At 49.1% G+C, this 17,824-nt stretch carries 16 protein-coding genes; 2 read left to right on the top strand and 14 right to left on the bottom strand.

Annotation, left to right across the window (positions count from 1 at the left end):
- Positions 1 to 204: 204 nt before the first annotated feature.
- Together guaB and DW835_RS01695 are read right to left on the bottom strand one after the other, a co-directional pair.
- Entirely contained in the window at positions 205 to 1,662 is a 1,458-nt protein-coding gene (guaB, locus tag DW835_RS01700) for an IMP dehydrogenase (RefSeq protein WP_022153023.1), read from the bottom strand.
- 299 nt (positions 1,663 to 1,961) lie between these two features.
- Positions 1,962 to 2,456, bottom strand: coding sequence for a hypothetical protein (locus tag DW835_RS01695; RefSeq protein WP_022312117.1), 495 nt, complete (start codon positions 2,454 to 2,456; stop codon positions 1,962 to 1,964).
- 365 nt (positions 2,457 to 2,821) lie between these two features.
- Here DW835_RS01695 and DW835_RS01690 point away from each other — a divergent pair, with 365 nt between their 5' ends.
- Positions 2,822 to 3,583, top strand: a complete 762-nt coding sequence (locus tag DW835_RS01690) for a hypothetical protein (RefSeq protein ID WP_118730564.1) — start codon at positions 2,822 to 2,824, stop codon at positions 3,581 to 3,583.
- Positions 3,584 to 3,916: 333 nt separating this feature from the next.
- The gene (locus DW835_RS01685) at positions 3,917 to 4,459 is read left to right on the top strand and encodes a hypothetical protein (protein ID WP_147353690.1); all 543 of its coding nucleotides are present in this window, start codon (positions 3,917 to 3,919) and stop codon (positions 4,457 to 4,459) included.
- 254 nt (positions 4,460 to 4,713) lie between these two features.
- Here the strand turns inward: DW835_RS01685 and gatB are convergent, their stop codons facing one another.
- The 12 genes from gatB to DW835_RS01625 form a co-directional block, all read right to left on the bottom strand.
- On the bottom strand, positions 4,714 to 6,159 hold the full coding sequence (gene gatB, locus DW835_RS01680; RefSeq protein WP_118730562.1) for an Asp-tRNA(Asn)/Glu-tRNA(Gln) amidotransferase subunit GatB: 1,446 nt from the start codon (positions 6,157 to 6,159) through the stop codon (positions 4,714 to 4,716).
- Positions 6,160 to 6,164: 5 nt separating this feature from the next.
- Positions 6,165 to 7,598 carry an Asp-tRNA(Asn)/Glu-tRNA(Gln) amidotransferase subunit GatA gene (gene gatA, locus DW835_RS01675; protein ID WP_118730561.1) on the bottom strand — a complete coding sequence of 478 codons (1,434 nt, stop codon included), beginning with the start codon at positions 7,596 to 7,598 and terminating at the stop codon, positions 6,165 to 6,167.
- An 87-nt stretch (positions 7,599 to 7,685) separates the two neighbouring features.
- Positions 7,686 to 7,979 carry an Asp-tRNA(Asn)/Glu-tRNA(Gln) amidotransferase subunit GatC gene (gene gatC, locus DW835_RS01670; protein ID WP_118502249.1) on the bottom strand — a complete coding sequence of 98 codons (294 nt, stop codon included), beginning with the start codon at positions 7,977 to 7,979 and terminating at the stop codon, positions 7,686 to 7,688.
- Positions 7,980 to 8,127: 148 nt separating this feature from the next.
- A complete protein-coding gene (gene aspS, locus DW835_RS01665; RefSeq protein WP_118730560.1) occupies positions 8,128 to 9,864 on the bottom strand; it encodes an aspartate--tRNA ligase in 1,737 nt (578 codons plus the stop codon).
- Positions 9,865 to 10,434: 570 nt separating this feature from the next.
- Positions 10,435 to 11,484, bottom strand: coding sequence for a spermidine/putrescine ABC transporter substrate-binding protein (locus tag DW835_RS01660; protein WP_118502245.1), 1,050 nt, complete (start codon positions 11,482 to 11,484; stop codon positions 10,435 to 10,437).
- Positions 11,485 to 11,578: 94 nt separating this feature from the next.
- On the bottom strand, positions 11,579 to 12,379 hold the full coding sequence (locus DW835_RS01655; protein ID WP_118502243.1) for an ABC transporter permease: 801 nt from the start codon (positions 12,377 to 12,379) through the stop codon (positions 11,579 to 11,581).
- Positions 12,380 to 12,382: 3 nt separating this feature from the next.
- Positions 12,383 to 13,261: an ABC transporter permease gene (locus tag DW835_RS01650; RefSeq protein ID WP_118502241.1), complete on the bottom strand. Its 879-nt coding sequence runs from the start codon at positions 13,259 to 13,261 to the stop codon at positions 12,383 to 12,385.
- Positions 13,236 to 14,231 (bottom strand): ABC transporter ATP-binding protein, encoded by a 996-nt coding sequence (locus tag DW835_RS01645; protein ID WP_118730559.1) that lies wholly within the window; start codon positions 14,229 to 14,231, stop codon positions 13,236 to 13,238. The genes DW835_RS01650 and DW835_RS01645 overlap by 26 nt, the downstream gene beginning before the upstream one ends.
- A 192-nt stretch (positions 14,232 to 14,423) precedes the next feature.
- Positions 14,424 to 15,713, bottom strand: a complete 1,290-nt coding sequence (locus tag DW835_RS01640) for a polyhydroxyalkanoate depolymerase (protein WP_118730558.1) — start codon at positions 15,711 to 15,713, stop codon at positions 14,424 to 14,426.
- Positions 15,664 to 16,125 carry a hypothetical protein gene (locus DW835_RS01635; protein WP_118730611.1) on the bottom strand — a complete coding sequence of 154 codons (462 nt, stop codon included), beginning with the start codon at positions 16,123 to 16,125 and terminating at the stop codon, positions 15,664 to 15,666. The genes DW835_RS01640 and DW835_RS01635 overlap by 50 nt, the downstream gene beginning before the upstream one ends.
- 11 nt (positions 16,126 to 16,136) lie before the next feature.
- On the bottom strand, positions 16,137 to 16,943 hold the full coding sequence (locus tag DW835_RS01630) for a carbohydrate ABC transporter permease (RefSeq protein ID WP_022312863.1): 807 nt from the start codon (positions 16,941 to 16,943) through the stop codon (positions 16,137 to 16,139).
- Positions 16,936 to 17,814 carry a sugar ABC transporter permease gene (locus DW835_RS01625; protein ID WP_022153577.1) on the bottom strand — a complete coding sequence of 293 codons (879 nt, stop codon included), beginning with the start codon at positions 17,812 to 17,814 and terminating at the stop codon, positions 16,936 to 16,938. The genes DW835_RS01630 and DW835_RS01625 overlap by 8 nt, the downstream gene beginning before the upstream one ends.
- Between the last annotated feature and the right edge of the window lie 10 nt (positions 17,815 to 17,824).

Below are 17,824 nucleotides of genomic sequence, written 5' to 3'. Positions count from 1 at the left end.
AATATATTTTACCATGTGACGGGAAATTCATACAAGATATTATTTTACATTTTTTGCCATATTCGTTATATTGCTTGAAAAATTGCAAAGTTTTTGTCAATTATTGCAAATATTTTGAGATTCAAATGATTTCTTTTTCCAAAAAGAGGCGGTTGCAAGTCAGACTTACAATCGCCTCTTTCATTATAGCCTTATTTTCACAACTTATTTATCATCCACGCTGTAGTTCGGAGCTTCCTTGGTGATATGGATATCATGAGGATGGCTCTCCTTCAGGGATGCTGCAGAGATCTTCACGAATCTGCCGGTCTCCTTCAGAGTCTCGATATCCTGTGCACCACAGTAACCCATACCGGAGCGGAGACCGCCCAGCAGCTGGAATACGGTATCTTCCACGCTGCCCTTGTAAGCCACACGGCCTTCAACACCTTCGGGAACCAGTTTCTTCGCATTCTCCTGGAAGTAACGATCCTTACTGCCGTTCTCCATGGCTGCGATGGAACCCATGCCACGGTATACCTTGTATTTTCTACCCTGGAACAGCTCGTATTCTCCCGGGCTCTCCTCACATCCTGCGAACATGGAACCCATCATACATACGTTACCACCGGCTGCAATAGCCTTGGTGATATCTCCGGAATACTTAATACCACCATCAGCAATGATGGGAATACCATATTCCTTTGCCACGCTGTAGCAATCCATGATAGCGGATACCTGAGGAACACCGATACCTGCAACGACACGGGTGGTACAGATGGAACCGGGGCCGATACCTACCTTAACCGCATCTGCGCCGGCCTCGATCAGGGCACGGGTAGCATCACCGGTAGCCACGTTACCTGCGATTACCTGCAGATCGGGATATTTTTCCTTGATCATCTTCAGGCAGTTCAATACGTTCTGGGAATGACCATGTGCGGAATCCAGTACAATAACATCAACCTTGGCTGCTACCAGAGCTGCCACACGATCCAGTACGTTGGCGGTGATACCTACACCGGCGCCGCAGAGCAGTCTGCCCTGGGAATCCTTGGCTGCCAGAGGATATTTGATGGTCTTCTCAATATCTTTGATGGTGATCAGACCCTTTAAGTTGAAGTCCTTATCTACGATAGGCAGCTTCTCTTTTCTTGCCTTGGCCAGGATCTTCTTTGCCTCTTCCAGAGTGATACCTTCGGGAGCGGTGATCAGGCCTTCGCTGGTCATGGACTCTTTGATCTTCTTGGTGAAGTCGGTCTCGAACTTCAGATCACGGTTGGTGATGATGCCGACTAATTTTCTGCCCTCGGTGATAGGCACGCCGGAGATACGAAACTTAGCCATCAGAGCATCTGCATCTGCCAGAGTATGTTCAGGAGACAGAGAAAACGGATCGGTGATGACACCATTCTCGGAACGCTTTACCTTATCTACCTCTTCTGCCTGTGCCTCGATAGACATATTCTTGTGAATGATACCGATACCACCCTGTCTAGCCATGGCAATCGCCATACGATGTTCGGTAACAGTATCCATTCCTGCGCTCATCATAGGAATGTTCAGCTTGATCTTCTTTGTCAGCCATGTGGTCAAATCCACCTGATTAGGGACTACCTGAGAGTAAGACGGTACGAGCAGTACGTCATCAAAGGTAATGCCTTCACCAATAATCTGTCCCATTTTCTTTCCTCCTGTGTTCATTTGATAAGATTTGTGAATGATATCTTGTTGTGTTATAAGTTGTGATTATATTACATATTCGTTGTACTTATAACATTTCCATGAGTTTAGCAGAGTTTCGTAGGACTGTCAACCGGATATCTTATATTTTTTATCATTTAGCAATCATATTACCGCGTTTATTTCTGTTTCTGCAATAAAGAAGGTCCGGCGTATCATGTACACCAGACCTATATTTTTGACTCGCCAGGCATTCAACTGCTTTGATGCTGTTCCCTGCACCGGACTGTTGCGAAATATTATTCGCTGAACACTTTGCGGGGTGCCATGTTTTTGAGCACCTTGACCAGCTCCTCATTAGGGCTTAAGAGGATCTTCTCGCCACCTTCATAGTACATAGCATAACGCCCGTCCGGCTGCAATACCTCGCCGATACTATAATCCTTTTCCTTCACCTGACGGTTTTTGAAGTTATCCAGATGATAGGAGTAAACCGGTGCAAATACCTCCATGCGGTCAAGGCTGTAAGTACCGACACGCTTTCTCTTGCTCTTAGCCATGATCTTGTCCACGGACAGTTCCTTGTCCAGATAGAGGTATTCATATTCCAGATCGGTATACATATTCAGGAAATAAGCTCCCACCCCCGCTGCCAGTGCCACCGGCAGGAAAATGATAAACACGAACATTACCAGACAGCTCAGTACTGTCAGTGCGATCAATAATACCTTTAAAATTTTTGCCCAGGTGGGCTGTTTTGCTTTTACCAGACATTCTACGTAAGAATCACTCATTTTTTGTTTCCTTTTCTCTTCGTTTATTTTATGCAGAGCCTATTCCCTCTTAAGGAAAGCCTTCTCTTCCGGGCCGGTTCTGAAATTGCCCGCGCCGTTCTTCCGTTTCTTTGGGAAATCTCTGTTTACGGCTGTCCGGATTCTGTTTTCTCCTGACAATCGTTTTCTTTTATGATATATCATCTTCACAAAACTTGCAAGGCATGCCCGGATTTTCCCGGCGATTTAATTGTTTTTTTAGATTCCCCTCACACTTCGTTCATTGACTTTCAGATAGCGAACCTTTATCATTAGTATATTGTGAAGAAATTTACCCGGAATGTGGCGTTCTGCCATATTTCGGCAACAGAAAGGCGGATCTCCCCATGGCAGTAATGGATGAATTCAAAGAAGAACGAGAGGCATTGAAAAACGGTACGCCAAAGCAGAAACTGGCGTATTTCTGGTATTATTACAAGTGGCATGTGATCATTGCCCTGGTGGTGATCATTATGATCGTCAGTTTTGTAAAACAGCTTACAGACCGGAAGGATCCCTCTTTTTATGCCGTGATGCTGAATGCCAGCCTCTTAGATCAGATGACCTCGGAACAGCCGGATTTTGTTACGGATTTTGCAGAAAAAGAGGGCATTGATCTGAACACCAGCGATATCACTTTTGATACTTCCATCCGTATCGTGGAAGACAGCATGGATGAAACTTCTATCACTTCTTCCCAGAAGCTGATGGTGTATGTGGCAGCCAATGAATTGGACTGTATGATCACAGATTTCACTTCTTTCCAGAAATATGCCAACAGCAGCATGTTTCACGATCTGCGGGATATTCTCACTGATGAGCAGATACAGGCACTGGAACCTTATTTCTATTATGTAGACAGAGAAGTGGTACTGGCCATCGAAGCAGCCAACGATGATATGAATACCGATTATACCCCAGACTATCCCGATCCCCTCCACCCGGAGGACATGCAGGATCCCGTACCGGTAGGCATCTGCCTCTCAGACTGCAAGGATCTGACTGATACTTATTACTTCCGTGGTGACGGCATCGTCATGGGCATCTATGCCAATGCGGAACATGTGCAGACCGCGGTGGATCTGGCGGAGTATCTGTTGAATAAATAGAAAGTTAGCATAGCTACGAGCCATGCAAAAATAGAGTGGAACACCTCGATGGGCGCTTGCGCACAAGCGAGGCTGGTTCACTCTATTTTTATACCGTGCGTCCCGCCTTATCGGACGCACTTGACAGCCGTCTATGAAATAAGATTGACAGCGTTCCTTGCTGACAATCTTATGAATAATGTGGCTCATTGCGGAGGGTTTTATCTTCGGGACATAGTAGAAGAAAAATGTAGATTACGCCCCGCTTGTCAGAAACTTCCGGGGCTCAACAGAGAAAAAACATGGATTACGCCCCGCTTGTCGCAAACTTCCGGGGCTCAACAGAGAAAAAACATGGATTACGCCCCGCTTGTCGGAAACTTCCGGGGCTCAACAGAGAAAAAACATGGATTACGCCCCGCTTGTCGGAAACTTCCGGGGCTCAACAGAGAAAAAACATGGATTACGCCCCGCTTGTCGCAAACTTCCGGGGCTCAACAGAGAAAAAACATGGATTACGCCCCGCTTGTCGCAAACTTCCGGGGCTCAACAGAGAAAAAACATGGATTACGCCCCGCTTGTCGCAAACTTCCGGGGCTCAACAGAGAAAAAACATGGATTACGCCCCGCTTGTCGCAAACTTCCGGGGCTCAACAGAGAAAAAACACGGATTACGCCCTGCTTGTTGGAAGCTTCCGGGGCTCAACAGAGGAAAAACACGAATTACGCCCCGCTTGTCGCAAACTTCCGGGGCTCAACAGAGAAAAAACATGGATTACGCCCCGCTTGTCGCAAACTTCCGGGGCTCAACAGAGAAAAAACATGGATTACGCCCCGCTTGTCGGAAACTTCCGGGGCTCAACAGAGAAAAAACGTAAATTACAGGGCATTTCGTAACGTAAGCTATAATAAACGCCGCGATGCCCACTGCGGAAGGATGTTCCGTTTGCTGTGGACGTTCGTGGATTTGAAACTGCCATCCGCAATGAACCACGCTATTCATAAGATTGTCAGCAAAGAACGCTGCCAATCTTATTTCATATCGCGGCGTTCGCCGCATCTCGGCATAAGTAAAGACAGCGAATTGTGCGCAAGCGCCCATCGCTGTCTTCACTATGCCTATGCGCGGCTATGCTTTCGTAACTTTCCAGTTACAGCAGTTCCTTCAGCATCTGGTTGACGCTGGCGGGGTCTGCCTTGCCTTTCATGGCCTTCATGGTCTGGCCTACCAGGAAGCCGATGGCTTTCTCCTTGCCGTTGTGGTAATCCTCGACAGACTGGGAATTAGCGGCAATGACTTCCTCCACGACTTTACGCAATGCGCCTTCGTCATTGACGGTCTTCAGTCCCTTCTCCTCCACATACTGTTCGGGATCTACATCTTCCTCAAACATCACCTGGAATACCTCTTTTGCTACAGAAGAGTTGATGACTTTGCCGTCTACCAGTGCGATCAGCCTGCTCAGATGCTCCGGTGAGAACCGGATGTCCTCCGGCTCCATCTCTTTTTCTTTTAACAGGCGCATAGTCTCCACCATCAGCCAGTTGGACACCTTCTTGGGCTGGCTTCCCAGTGCCACGGAAGCTTCAAAGATATCTGCCAGATGCTTGGAGCCGGTGATGATATCGATATCATATTCCGGAATATCGTATTCTTCCTTGTAACGCTTCATCTTCTCGGTGCGGAATTCCGGCTGTCTGCTGCGGATGCTATCCAGCCACTCATCGCTGATATAGACCGGTACCAGGTCGGGATCCGGAAAATAACGATAGTCCTGTGCATCCTCCTTGGAACGCATGGCGTAGGAATATTCCTTATTATCATCCCAGCGTCTGGTCTCCTGAATGACCTCTTTGCCGGCCTCCAGCAGATCGATCTGTCGTTCCCGCTCCCCCTGAATGGCTCTGGCGATGGCCTTGAAGGAATTCAGGTTCTTCATCTCGGTACGGGTTCCGAACTTTTCCGCTCCCACTTCTCTCACGGACAGATTGACATCGGCACGCATGGAGCCTTCCTGAAGCTTACAGTCGGACGCTCCCAGATACTGGATCAGCAGACGTAATTTTTCCAAATAGGCAATGACCTCCTCCGCGCTGCGCATATCCGGCTCGGATACGATCTCGATCAGAGGCACACCGGAGCGGTTGTAGTCCACCAGTGTGCAATCTTCCCAGTCGTCATGCACCAGTTTACCGGCATCCTCCTCCATGTGGATCTCGTGGATACGCACCGGCTTCGTGTAAGCGTTGCCGTCCTCTCCCGCTACCTCGATTTCAACCGAGCCATTCCTGCAGATGGGCAGATACAACTGAGAGATCTGATAGTTTTGAGGGTTATCGGGATAGAAATAATTTTTTCTGTCAAATTTGCAATACTGTGTAATGGTACAATTCGTCGCAAGGCCTACTGCCACCGCATATTCTACCACCTGCTTATTCAGCACAGGAAGAGATCCCGGCATACCGGTACATACCGGGCAGGTGTGGGTGTTGGGTCTGCCGCCGAACGCCGTGGAACAGCCGCAGAATATTTTCGTCTTCGTGGCAAGCTCTACATGCACTTCCAGACCAATTACTGTTTCATATTGTTTTGCCATGTTGCTTACCTCCTCTGCTCATAGGTATAGGCTGCACGGATCAGTGTCTTCTCTTTGAAGCAGTCACCGATCAGCTGCATGCCGATAGGCAGTCCCTTGGAATCCGTGCCGCAGGGAACGCTGATACCGGGCAGTCCCGCCAGGTTGATGGAGATGGTGTAGATGTCTCCCAAATACATCTTGATGGGATCCGCCAGACTGCTGCCCAGCTTCGGTGCGGTAGTGGGTGCCACCGGTCCTAAGATCACATCGTATTTTGCAAAAGCTTCGTCAAAAGCCTTCTTGATCAATGCTTTCACGCGGAGTGCCTTCAGGTAATAAGCATCATAATAACCGGAGCTTAATACAAAGGAGCCCAGCATGATACGACGCTTCACCTCGGGTCCAAAGCCCTGGGAACGGCTTCTCTTGTACATGGTGTGCAGGTCCTCCGCATCCTGTGCACGGTAACCGTATTTTACACCGTCGAAACGCTCCAGATTGGAGCTGGCCTCTGCTGCTGCGATCGTATAGTAAGTGGGAATCGCATAGTCTACCAGACTTAAATCGAACTCCTCCACTTCTGCCCCCTGTGCTTTCAATACTTCCGCTGCTGCCAGTACCGCATCCCTGACCTCGGGATCCAGTCCTTCTCCAAAATAGTCTCTGGGAATACCGATCTTCATTCCTTTCACATCCGCTACCAGTGCGGATGTAAAATCCGTATCCTCCCGCTTCATGGAAGTGGAATCTTTGGGATCATGGGAAGTGATGGCTTCCAACACAGTGGCACAGTCTGTCACATCCTTGGTCAGCGGTCCGATCTGGTCAAGAGAGGAACCATAAGCGATCAGTCCGTAACGGGATACCGTTCCGTAGGTGGGTTTCATGCCGACCACCCCGCAATAGGATGCGGGCTGTCGGATGGAACCGCCGGTATCGGAACCCAATGCTGCAAAGCATTCTTCCGCTGCCACTGCCGCTGCAGAGCCGCCGGAGGAACCGCCGGGCACATGCTCCGGGTTTCTGGGATTCTTTGTCACTCCGTAATAAGAAGTCTCCGTGGTGCTGCCCATGGCAAACTCATCCATATTGGTCTTGCCCAGAATCACTGCGCCTGCCTTTTCCAGATTCAGCACTGCTTCCGCACTGAAGGTCGGCACAAAATTCTCTAAGATTTTAGAAGAGCAGGTGGTCAGGGTTCCCTCGGTGCACATATTGTCTTTGATAGCAAAGGGAACCCCGGCCAGAGGCCCGGTCAGTTCGCCTGCTTCAATCTTTTTCTGTACTTCCGCCGCCTGCTGCAATGCCTTTTCCCGTTCTACGGTCACATAGCAGTGGTAGGTATCTTCGCTGGCTGCGATCTTATCCAGAACGGCCTGCGTGGCTTCCACCGACGTAGTCTTACCTTCCCGGATCGCCTTAGCCAGCTCTACTGCTGTCTGGGATAAAATATCCATATCCATTCTCCTTTTTTAATGTCTGATGGAAAACCATTACCGCCTAAATGCTGTAACCAGATTATAAAGCGGTATTCTACCCGACTTCTAATCAAAAGTCTTTGGTACCACAAACATGTTGTCCTTCTCGCCGGGTGCATTGGCCAGGGTCTGTTCACTCTCATCCCCATTGGTCACCACATCCTCACGGAAGACATTCTGAACCGGGAATACATGAGACATAGGTTCCACTCCCGTTGTATCCAGTTCGCTTAGTTTGTCGATATAGTCCAGCATTCTGCCCATATCCTTTTTCGCCGCTTCCTTCTCTTCATCAGAAAGCTCAAGTTTTGCCAGAATGCCTACATATTCTATGGTCTCGTCACTGATCACGTTCGCCATACTGATCCTTTTTCCTTTCCATTCTGCATGTTTTCAGGTGCTTTCCTACGAAACTCATAGCACCCTGTGCAGTCACAAATTGACACGTACTATCAGAGTTTCTTCACGAAAGAGCCTCTGCTCTGAGTAATCAGAAGTTCTTTCCGCACTAATCTCTCACTTTAATGTGTACCTCACGCAGCTGCTGTTCCGTCACTTCGCCGGGAGCCCCGCACATCAGATCCTGTGCATTGCCGTTCATAGGGAAAGCGATCACCTCACGGATGTTATCCTCGTTCCGAAGCAGCATGATCATACGATCCACGCCGGGAGCCATTCCCGCATGAGGGGGAGCTCCGAACTGGAATGCCTGATACAGTGCTCCGAACTTGGTCTTTAATGTCTCTTCGTCATAACCTGCGATGGCGAAAGCTTTTTTCATGATCTCGATGTCATGGTTACGTACTGCGCCGGAGGAGAGTTCCACACCGTTGCATACGATGTCGTACTGATAAGCCAGGATCTCCAGCGGATCCATGGTGTTCAGTGCTTCCAGACCGCCCTGGGGCATAGAGAACGGATTGTGGGTGAATCCGATCTGCTTCGTCTCGGGATCCAGCTCAAACATCGGGAAATCGTTCACATAGCAGAAACGGTAAGCATCCTTCTCGATCAGATTCAGTTTCTCGCCCAGCTCAGTACGGATATGACCGGCATAGTAGTTCGCCTTATCCTCTTTGTCCGCAATAAAGAAGATGGTATCTCCGGCAGAAAGTCCTGCCATTTCTGCCAGTTCTCCCTTCATCTCTTCGGGAATAAATTTATCGATGGGTCCCTTGTAGCTCATATCCTCTGCCACTTCGAGATAACCAAGTCCACCCATACCAAGAGAAGTTGCAAAGCTTAGCAGCTTCTCATGGAAGCCTTTGGACATCTCCGCATGTACCTTGATGGCACGGACGGTTCTGCCGATAAACGGCTTAAACGTACATCTCTGGAAGAACTCCGTCACATCCATAATTCTCAAAGGATTGCGCAGATCCGGCTTGTCACAGCCGAACTCCAGCATGGCCTGTTTGTAACTGATGATAGGGAACGGTGTCTCGGTGATCCTGCTGCCTTCGGGAGCAAATTTCTCAAAGGTATCATGCAATACTTCCTCACCAACCTTGAAGACATCCTCCTGGGTTACGAAGCTCATCTCGAAGTCCAGCTGATAGAACTCTCCGGGAGATCTGTCTGCTCTGGCATCCTCATCACGGAAGCAGGGAGCGATCTGGAAATACTTATCGAAGCCGGAAGCCATGAGCAGCTGCTTATACTGCTGCGGTGCCTGGGGCAGCGCATAGAATTTTCCTTTAAATTTTCTGCTGGGAACAATATAGTCTCTGGCGCCCTCGGGAGAAGAAGCACACAGGATCGGAGTCTGGATCTCCAAAAATCCCATGTCTGTCATCTTCTGACGCAGATAACTGATCACCTTGGAACGAAATACAATGTTATCCTTTACTTTTGCATTTCTAAGGTCAAGATAACGATATTTTAATCTGACATCTTCCCGGATCTCTTTAGACGTCTGGATCTCGAAAGGAAGCTGTTTATATACTCTTCCCAACACATCGATCTTGTGTGCTTCCAGTTCGATGGTGCCGGAAGGAATCTTCGGATTGTAGGTCTCTTCGTCCCTGTGCTCCATGAGACCGGTAATGGACAGGCACATTTCCTTGGTGATGCCCTTTAAAAGCTCCGGCTTACGGATGACCACCTGTAACACACCGTACATATCCCGCAGATCGATAAAGGATACGCCGCCGTGGTCACGGATGTTCTCCACCCAGCCTGCCACCTGCAAAGTCTGTCCGATCTGCTGTTCACTGATCTCTTTCATTGTTAAATCTCTGTACATATCGCACCTCCTGTTATATAGTGTCCCGAATGTGCGCTCCCTGTACAGCTTATTTTTGAATACAAAAAGCCCCGGGACATGTTAAAACATATCCCGGGACGAATCATCTAATCCGTGGTACCACCCGAATTGACAGGCGCCTTTGCCTATCCACTCTTGTCACTTAACGCGTGCAACGTGTCATCCTAGCTGCATTTTGATTTCTGCAGTTCAGATCACCTGCTCCGGAGTGTTCCCTTCGCCAACTTCCGCAAACAGCGCTCTCAGTCGGTGACGCTGTATTCCTGTCGTTTTCCTTGGCAAGAGTCTCTTTCATAGCATTTACAAAATAGTTTTTCAACTTAGGTTTATAATATTCGCACAAATCAAATCTGTCAAGCGTTTTTTATTGTAACAGTTCAGCCATGGACATATCCGAGCGCAAAAATCATGCTTGCATGATTTTTCGAACGAATATGTTCATGAGATGAGCGCCGGTTTATGAGCAAAGGTAGTCACGAAGTGACGGAAAGCGTGTCAACGCGACTTTGCGAATGGCGCGGGCTGAACGGAAGATTAGTTGCTGCAACTTTAGTTGCATGCACTCTTGAACTGATTCCAGATCTCCGCATGCAGATCCTCTGCCTCCTGGGAGATATTCTGCACGATCTCGCCCTCAGCTGCATCTTCCGGCAATACGATCATTTTCTTCATGTCGTCGGAAATATACTCTTCCGCAGCTTTGTTGGTGCAGTAGTAGCCGATATACTCATAGCATTTCGCCGCATTCTCAGGATCGTTGATATAGTCCAAAAATGCATAAGCCGCATCTGCATTGGGTGCCTGGGAAGGTATAAATCCGGCCATGATGCCGAAGCCCAGTCCCTCCTTGGGATATACCACTTCCAGATCCGGTCTCGCCTGCAGTGCCGCAGATACCTGGGAAGTATACAGGAACGCTGCTGCCACCTCACCGCTGATCAGATAATCCTGCGTATTATTGTCATTGATCACACGGATATTGGGAGCCAGACTCAGAAGCTTCTCTCCTGCTGCCCGGATCACATCCAGATCCTCGGTGTTGAAGGATTCTCCCATGGTCTTTAAAGTGATGCCGTCGATAACACGATAGTTTGCCGTCAGTGCCACGTTATTTTCCAGTGCCGGATTCCACAGATCCTCATAGCCTGTGATCTTCACATCCGTCAGTCCCGGATCGTATACGATCAGAGGAATGCCCGCTCCGTAGGGCACGGTATATTCGTTCTTCGGGTCATAGAACTGAGACATAAATACAGGATTCAGGTTATCATAAGTACTGATTCTGGAAGTATCCAGCTTCTGAGCCAGGCCCTCCTGAATGGCCAGCTCAATGATATAGTCATCCGCAATGACCAGATCGTAATCACCGCCCTTGGTTTCTTCCAGCTTCGCCAGCATATCCTCATCATAGTCAAAATTAGAATAATTGATACGGATACCGGTCTCTTTTTCAAAACCATCTAAAATCTCCTGGGGGAACATGCCGTCCCAGGTATAGAGATTCAGTTCTCCCTTATCTTCTTTACCGCCTGCTCCACAGCCGGTAAACAACGTGACCAGCATGGTCGCTGCCAACAGCATTGCCAGCTTTTTCTTCATAATCTCCTCCTTCGATACAGTTCTCCTGCATCATCTGCTATACATTTTTATGTTGTTACTTATCCGCAATTGCATTTGCGGAATCGTTCTTTCCTCATTTTCCCCCGGCAGCTTTCTCTACAGCTGTCTGCGACTTACGTCCCAGCACATACGCCCCCGCCAGACACAACAATATCACAAACAGCATGACCGTGGCAAGTGCATTGATCTCCGGTGTCACACCGGTCTTTAATTTCGTGTAGATCTTCACCGGCAGGGTATTGACCTTCGGTCCAGTGACAAAAATACTGATCACCACATCGTCGAAGGACATGGCAAATGCAAGCAGCACTCCCGACAGGATCGCCGGAAGAATCTGTGGCAGGATCACATCCCTAAATACCTGCCACTTCGTAGCTCCCAGATCCAGCGCCGCCTCTTCCAGAGACCGGTCCATTCCCACCAGTCTCGCCCGTACCATAGTGAACACATAGGGCACACAGAACGTGGTATGGGCGATCACCAGCGTGACCATACCAAAGGGCAGTCCCATCAGGGAAAATACGGACAAAAATACCATGCCCAGAATGATCTCCGGGATCATGATGGGGAGTGTGGACACATAGGCCACTGCATCGTCCAGTTTCCGTTTTCTGCGGCTCATCCCCAGTGCTCCCGAAGTGCCGATCAACACCGCAAAGGCACAGCTAAGTACCGCAAGGATCAGGCTGTTGATCAGTGCTTCCCCCAGATCTCTGTCCCGGAACAACTCCCGGTACCATTTCAGGGAAAAGCCTTCCCACACAGAGGTCAGTTTGGAAGCATTAAAGGAATACGCCACCGTCAGCAGGATTGGAATATAGGTCAGCACTGTGATCACCGCCACATATACAAAGGGCCATTTTTTCTTTTTCATACACTACATCATCCCTTCCAGCTGTGAGGTTCCGGTGATCTTGCGGTACAGACGGATCATCACCGAAGTCAGCACCATCAGTACTGCGGACAGCGCCGCCGCAAAGGGCTGATTCCGCCCCTTGGTGATCTGTTCCTGGATCACACTGCCTACCAGCACGATCTTATTGCCGCCCAGAATATCCGCTATGAAAAACAGTCCCATGGACGGAATAAAGGACAGCACCACGCCGGACAAAAGTCCCGGCAGCGTCAGCCGGAAGCTGACGGTCCAGAAGGCTTTCCACGCCGAGGCTCCCAGATCTCTGGAGGCTTCCACCAGAGAGGCATCCAGCTTCTCCGCACTGGAATACACCGCCAGGATCATAAAAGGCAGTAGCGAATAAACCATTCCCACTACCACTGCCGGATAAGTGTAAAGCAGCTTTAACGGCTGCTTCGTCAGGTGCAGCCCCATCAGGATCTTATCCAGTACACCATTGCTGCGAAAGACAATAATCCAGCCGTACAGGCGGATCAGCGCACTGGTCCAGAAAGGGATCATAATGAGCAACAGCATCCTGCGCTTCCAGACAGCGTTCATTTTTGCCATGAAATAGCCGTACGGATATCCGATCAGCGCCACGAAAAAGGTGGCGGTAAATGCCAGCTTCAGAGACTGCCAGAAAGTATCCAGATACAGCGGTTCCAATATTCTTTTGTAATTGTCCAGCGTGAACGTAAAGTCCACACCCCAGACCTGTGCTCTCTGTAAAAAGCTTAACAGAAACAGATACAGGATCGGCAGTGCCACAAACAGAATCGTGAACACATACATAGGGATCATCAGTCCGACATTCCCGCTTCTCCTGCGTCTGTTACTTGTGATTTTCGTCTTTGTCATTATCTATTACCTTTACTGCGTCTTTCGCATCCCAGCCGATCTTCACCTGCTGTCCCGGCTGTAAGTCATTGTCGATTCCATAGCGGCTGGCGGTCAGAGTCTGTCCGTCCGGCAGGCCAAACAGAATGCGCAGCTGCCCTCCGGCAAAGCTTTTTTCCACCACGACAGCCTCCTGTGTGCAGACTGCCTCCCCGTTCATCAGAATGTTTTCCGAGCGGATGGCAAAAGTCTCCCCATTTTTATGCAGAATATTCGCATTTCCCACAAAATCCGCCACATAGCTGGTCTGCGGCTGATAGTACACCTCATTGGGCGTCCCCAGCTGTTCCAGGATGCCTTCGTGCATGACACCGATGCGGTCCGACATATTGATGGCTTCTTCCTGATCGTGAGTGATGTAAATAAACGTGATCCCCAGCTGCTTCTGCAGACGTTTCAGTTCCAGCTGCATCTGCCTGCGCAGCTTCAGATCCAGTGCTCCCAGCGGTTCATCCAACAACAGCACCTTCGGCTCATTGATCACCGCTCTGGCAATGGCAATGCGCTGCTTCTGTCCGCCGGAAAGCTGATCCGGCATCCGTTTTCCGTACTCTTCCAGCTGGACCAGACGAAGTGCCTGTTCTACTTTTCTCTCGATCTCTGCCTTCGGAACTTTGCGGATCTTCAATCCATATCCTACGTTGTCCGACACATTCATATGCGGAAACAGGGCATAATTCTGGAACACCGTATTGACATCCCGTTTGTTCGGCTCACGGTTCGTAATGTCCTGTCCTTCCAGGATCACCTGCCCGGCATCCGGCAGCTCCAACCCTGCAATAATGCGTAAGGTCGTGGTCTTGCCACAGCCAGAGGCGCCTAACAGCGTAATAAATTCTCCCTGTCCGGCTTCTAAGTCAATGCCCTTTAATACTTCTGTATTGTCAAATGATTTCCGGATCTGCCGAAGTTGTAATATACTTTCGCCCATGCACCGGCTCCTTTCCTCATTTTCGTATATCATTTTTGATACAGATTCTACCGTATTTTTTTATCTCAGTCAATCCTTTATCCCCAGGCAATAAAAACGATAAAAACAGGCTGCCGGCTTCAGAGCCGCCAGAATATCAGGCATTAAAAAATGCCAAGCCACAGGTTTTCATCCTGGGCTCAGCACCATATTTTACAACTCAACAACCCGGTCATTCACCTGTGTAAAGCTGCCTCCGTCCATATTTTTACGTACAAAGGGAACCCCCCTGCGCACATAGTATACATTATCCTGAAGCAGGGCATCCGGATTCTCTGACGGGCTGATCGTACCACCGAGATCATCATAGCTGATATTATCGCGGAAGGTATTATGGATCGCCTCCTGCAGACAGAACATCACACAGCCTCCCTCATTCTGCCTGCTGTAATTGGATTCATACACCGTTCCGTCCCCGGAATCCGCATCATATGCCATGCCGTCCTGATTGAGTCTGGTGTCCGTGACTTCATTATAACGAAACAGGGCATCCTTGCATTTCCAGGGCCAGATCCCGGCTGCCACTTTTCCCATCCGGTCGCCCGGCTCGCAATAGATCCGGTCATTGATCTCGCAGGCCACAGAGTCTGCCATATTATGCTCCACCAAAGGACGCAGGGCATACATCGGCGTGATCCCATCCCCACCGGCCTCTTTTACATAATTATTCCGTATCTGCATATTTTCATGTCCATAGTTCAGAAAAACGGCTTCCGTAAGCTCTGCCCCCCGGAACTTATCATGGGCATAGGTATAGCCTGCTGCAATTCCCCAGCGGCTGACCCGGTGCACGAAGCATCCTTCAATAACGATATCCCGATACCGTGCCACACCCGTCAGCTCCTCACATTCCGGACGGAGCGCTGTCATATAGATCCCACCGTTGTTCATGTGTTTATCGTAGACATTCCCATGGACATCATGGATCCACAGATTCCTAAGTGTGATGCCGCCCCGCACCCCTTTGTCCTTAGCCACCACAGCCACACCGGTACGGTTCATTTTCTCACCCAGACTATAACGCTCTCCCGGGATCATGCTGCCTTCATTCGTGATCTCCAGATCCTCGACCACAATATGCTCCGCATCGTACAAAAGCACTGCGGAAGATACATAGCCGTGATACACATGCGTAGGTGCATCCAGCGGGGTCCCATAATCCTGATACCAGATCCCCTGTCCGCAGGCATCGATCCGCGGCGGTGCATCTGCTGTGCCGTACGCTCCGATCACGATCGGTGCCTCTTTCGTACCGCTGTCTGTCACATGCAGATATTGTCCGTAAAATACACTGCCCCGCTCCAGCAGGACACGGTCGCCCGGCTGCAGGTGTCTTCGATTGACAGCAGACAGACTGGCAAACGCCGTACTGCATGTGCGTCCGTCATTTTCATCACTGCCTGTTCTCTGACTCACATAATATGTCGCAGATAAGCTTGTCATATGCATCCTCCCGTAACCGTTTCTCAATGATCTGTGACACCTCCTCATAGGTAAAATAATCCCCATGATAGCGTCCGAACAGATCTCTGTTCTGTTCGTAAAAATCCCGTTTCTCCTGCTCCGTGAAATCCGGGCAGAAGCCACCTTCCCGGACCTTCTCACACGGCTGCACAAAATCCAGCTTCAGGCGGGTCAGCTCATATTGCAGATACGCCGGTGCGGAAAAATAATGCGGTCCGTAGAACCGCTGTCCTTCCTGTTCCATTCTCCGCAGCTCTTCATTGTGCTTCTGTCGTCGGGTCTCCAGACCCTCCATGGTGGGATCCTCGATCAGGCCCATTCTATGCGCCAAAAGGAAGGCTCCCTGAGCCTTCCTGATATGCGCCTGTGTCATAGTTTCCTGTTTTGGCATTTTCTGTTGCATTATTTCACTGCTCCCGTAATTCCATTTGCAAAGCTCTTCTGTAAACACAGGAAGATGATCGCTGTAGGAAGTGTACAGATCAATACTCCCAGCATCAGCATACCATAATCCACACTGTATCCACTCTTCAGATTGGCTACTAACATCGGCATGGTGATCGCCTTGCTGTCCTGTAAAATGATCGTCGGCCACAGATAATTATTCCACGCATTCATAAATGTAACCGTCATCGCCGCTCCATAGGTAGATTTCATCACCGGGATGAACATCCGGAAGAAAATCTGTATTTCGCTCAGACCTTCCAGTCTGGCAGCCTCGATAATATCATGAGGGAAAGAACGTGCCGCCTGTCTGAAAAGCATGATCATAAACGGAGTCGAGATGGATGGCAGTGCCAGTGCGATCCAGGTATTTACCAGCTTCCAGGAGGTAAACATCTTGAACAGGGGGATCATGATCGCTACGAACGGAAGCATCATTGCCAGCAGCAGAATACTCATCAGAATATCCTTGCCCTTATCATGATAGATCTCAAATCCATAACCGGCAATGGAACAGATCAGCAGTGTCACAACCGTGATCACGATCGCATTGCGGAAGGAATTAAACATTGCAAGTCCGAGATTCTGCATGTCGACCAGGGTCTTGAAATTCTCGATCATATAGGTACCCGGGATCAAGCGTCCTCTTACCACATCAATACTCTGGTTAGTCGCGCCGCACAGCATATAATACAGCGGAAATGCTGACAGAAAACTTGCTATCACTAAGATCGTGTAGGAAATCATTTGTTTGAATTTAGTCACGTTTGTCACCCACCTTCATCTGAATTGCAGACAGAACCGCTACCATCACAAGTATGCATACAGACAACGCTGCCGCATAATTAAATTTCGGTGTCTCCACAAAGGAGATATTGTAGATGTAATGCGCCAATGTCATTGTAGATTTTCCGGGACCGCCTGCTGTCAGGTTCATAGACTCATCGAACAGCTGCAGTGTTCCCGAAGTAGACATGATCGCCGTCATCAGAATGGTCGGCTTTAACAACGGTATCGTGATCTTCATAAACTGCTGGAACGGTGTCGCGCCGTCGATGTAGCTTGCCTCATATACAGAATAATCGATATTCTGTAATCCTGCCAGATAGAATACCATATTATATCCGGTCCATCTCCAGATCAGTGCGATCACGATGACCCAACGCGCCGGCCATGTACTCTGGAACCAGTCCACAGAAGACAGTCCGATGGCCATCAGCACTCTGTTGACCACTCCATCCGGAGCAAACAATGACTTAAATATCATGGAATAAGATACCAGTGACGTTGCACACGGAAGAAAGATCAAAGTGCGGAAAATACCTTTCCCTTTTATCTTAGGATTATTCAGCAGCTGCGCCAGCATCAGTGCGAGCACAAGCATGATCGGTACCTGAATCACAAAATAAAAGAAGGTATTGAACAAGCATTGCTGGAATGTTTTATCCTTGAAGATTCTGGCATAATTCGCTACACCATTAAAGACTCCTCCTGTCTTCCGGAAAGAAAGAAGGATGGCCTGTGACATCGGATAGAAACAAAATACAAATATTAAAATCGATGCCGGGAGCAGGAATGCCCATCCGGTCAGATTATGCCTTTTTTCCAAACTTAATTTTGCTTTCTTCTTTTCCATGTTTCTCTCC

It is taken from the genome of Clostridium sp. AM34-9AC, from assembly GCF_003480225.1.
Taxonomy (GTDB): Bacteria; Bacillota; Clostridia; order Lachnospirales; family Lachnospiraceae; genus Acetatifactor; species Acetatifactor acetigignens.
This window is presented reverse-complemented; position numbering and strand designations above follow the sequence as displayed.

Bases quoted from the DNA above. Each gene is read 5' to 3' on its own strand.
- DW835_RS01660 (WP_118502245.1), bottom strand. From the start codon at position 11,484: ATGAAGAAAAAGCTGGCAATGCTGTTGGCAGCGACCATGCTGGTCACG.
- DW835_RS01640 (WP_118730558.1), bottom strand. From the start codon at position 15,713: ATGACAAGCTTATCTGCGACATATTATGTGAGTCAGAGAACAGGCAGT.
- guaB (WP_022153023.1), bottom strand. From the start codon at position 1,662: ATGGGACAGATTATTGGTGAAGGCATTACCTTTGATGACGTACTGCTC.
- gatC (WP_118502249.1), bottom strand. From the start codon at position 7,979: ATGGCGAACGTGATCAGTGACGAGACCATAGAATATGTAGGCATTCTG.
- gatA (WP_118730561.1), bottom strand. From the start codon at position 7,598: ATGGATATTTTATCCCAGACAGCAGTAGAGCTGGCTAAGGCGATCCGG.
- aspS (WP_118730560.1), bottom strand. From the start codon at position 9,864: ATGTACAGAGATTTAACAATGAAAGAGATCAGTGAACAGCAGATCGGA.
- gatB (WP_118730562.1), bottom strand. From the start codon at position 6,159: ATGGCAAAACAATATGAAACAGTAATTGGTCTGGAAGTGCATGTAGAG.
- DW835_RS01645 (WP_118730559.1), bottom strand. From the start codon at position 14,231: ATGGGCGAAAGTATATTACAACTTCGGCAGATCCGGAAATCATTTGAC.
- DW835_RS01695 (WP_022312117.1), bottom strand. From the start codon at position 2,456: ATGAGTGATTCTTACGTAGAATGTCTGGTAAAAGCAAAACAGCCCACC.
- DW835_RS01655 (WP_118502243.1), bottom strand. From the start codon at position 12,379: ATGAAAAAGAAAAAATGGCCCTTTGTATATGTGGCGGTGATCACAGTG.
- DW835_RS01690 (WP_118730564.1), top strand. From the start codon at position 2,822: ATGGCAGTAATGGATGAATTCAAAGAAGAACGAGAGGCATTGAAAAAC.
- DW835_RS01650 (WP_118502241.1), bottom strand. From the start codon at position 13,261: ATGACAAAGACGAAAATCACAAGTAACAGACGCAGGAGAAGCGGGAAT.
- DW835_RS01635 (WP_118730611.1), bottom strand. From the start codon at position 16,125: ATGCCAAAACAGGAAACTATGACACAGGCGCATATCAGGAAGGCTCAG.
- DW835_RS01685 (WP_147353690.1), top strand. From the start codon at position 3,917: ATGGATTACGCCCCGCTTGTCGGAAACTTCCGGGGCTCAACAGAGAAA.
- DW835_RS01625 (WP_022153577.1), bottom strand. From the start codon at position 17,814: ATGGAAAAGAAGAAAGCAAAATTAAGTTTGGAAAAAAGGCATAATCTG.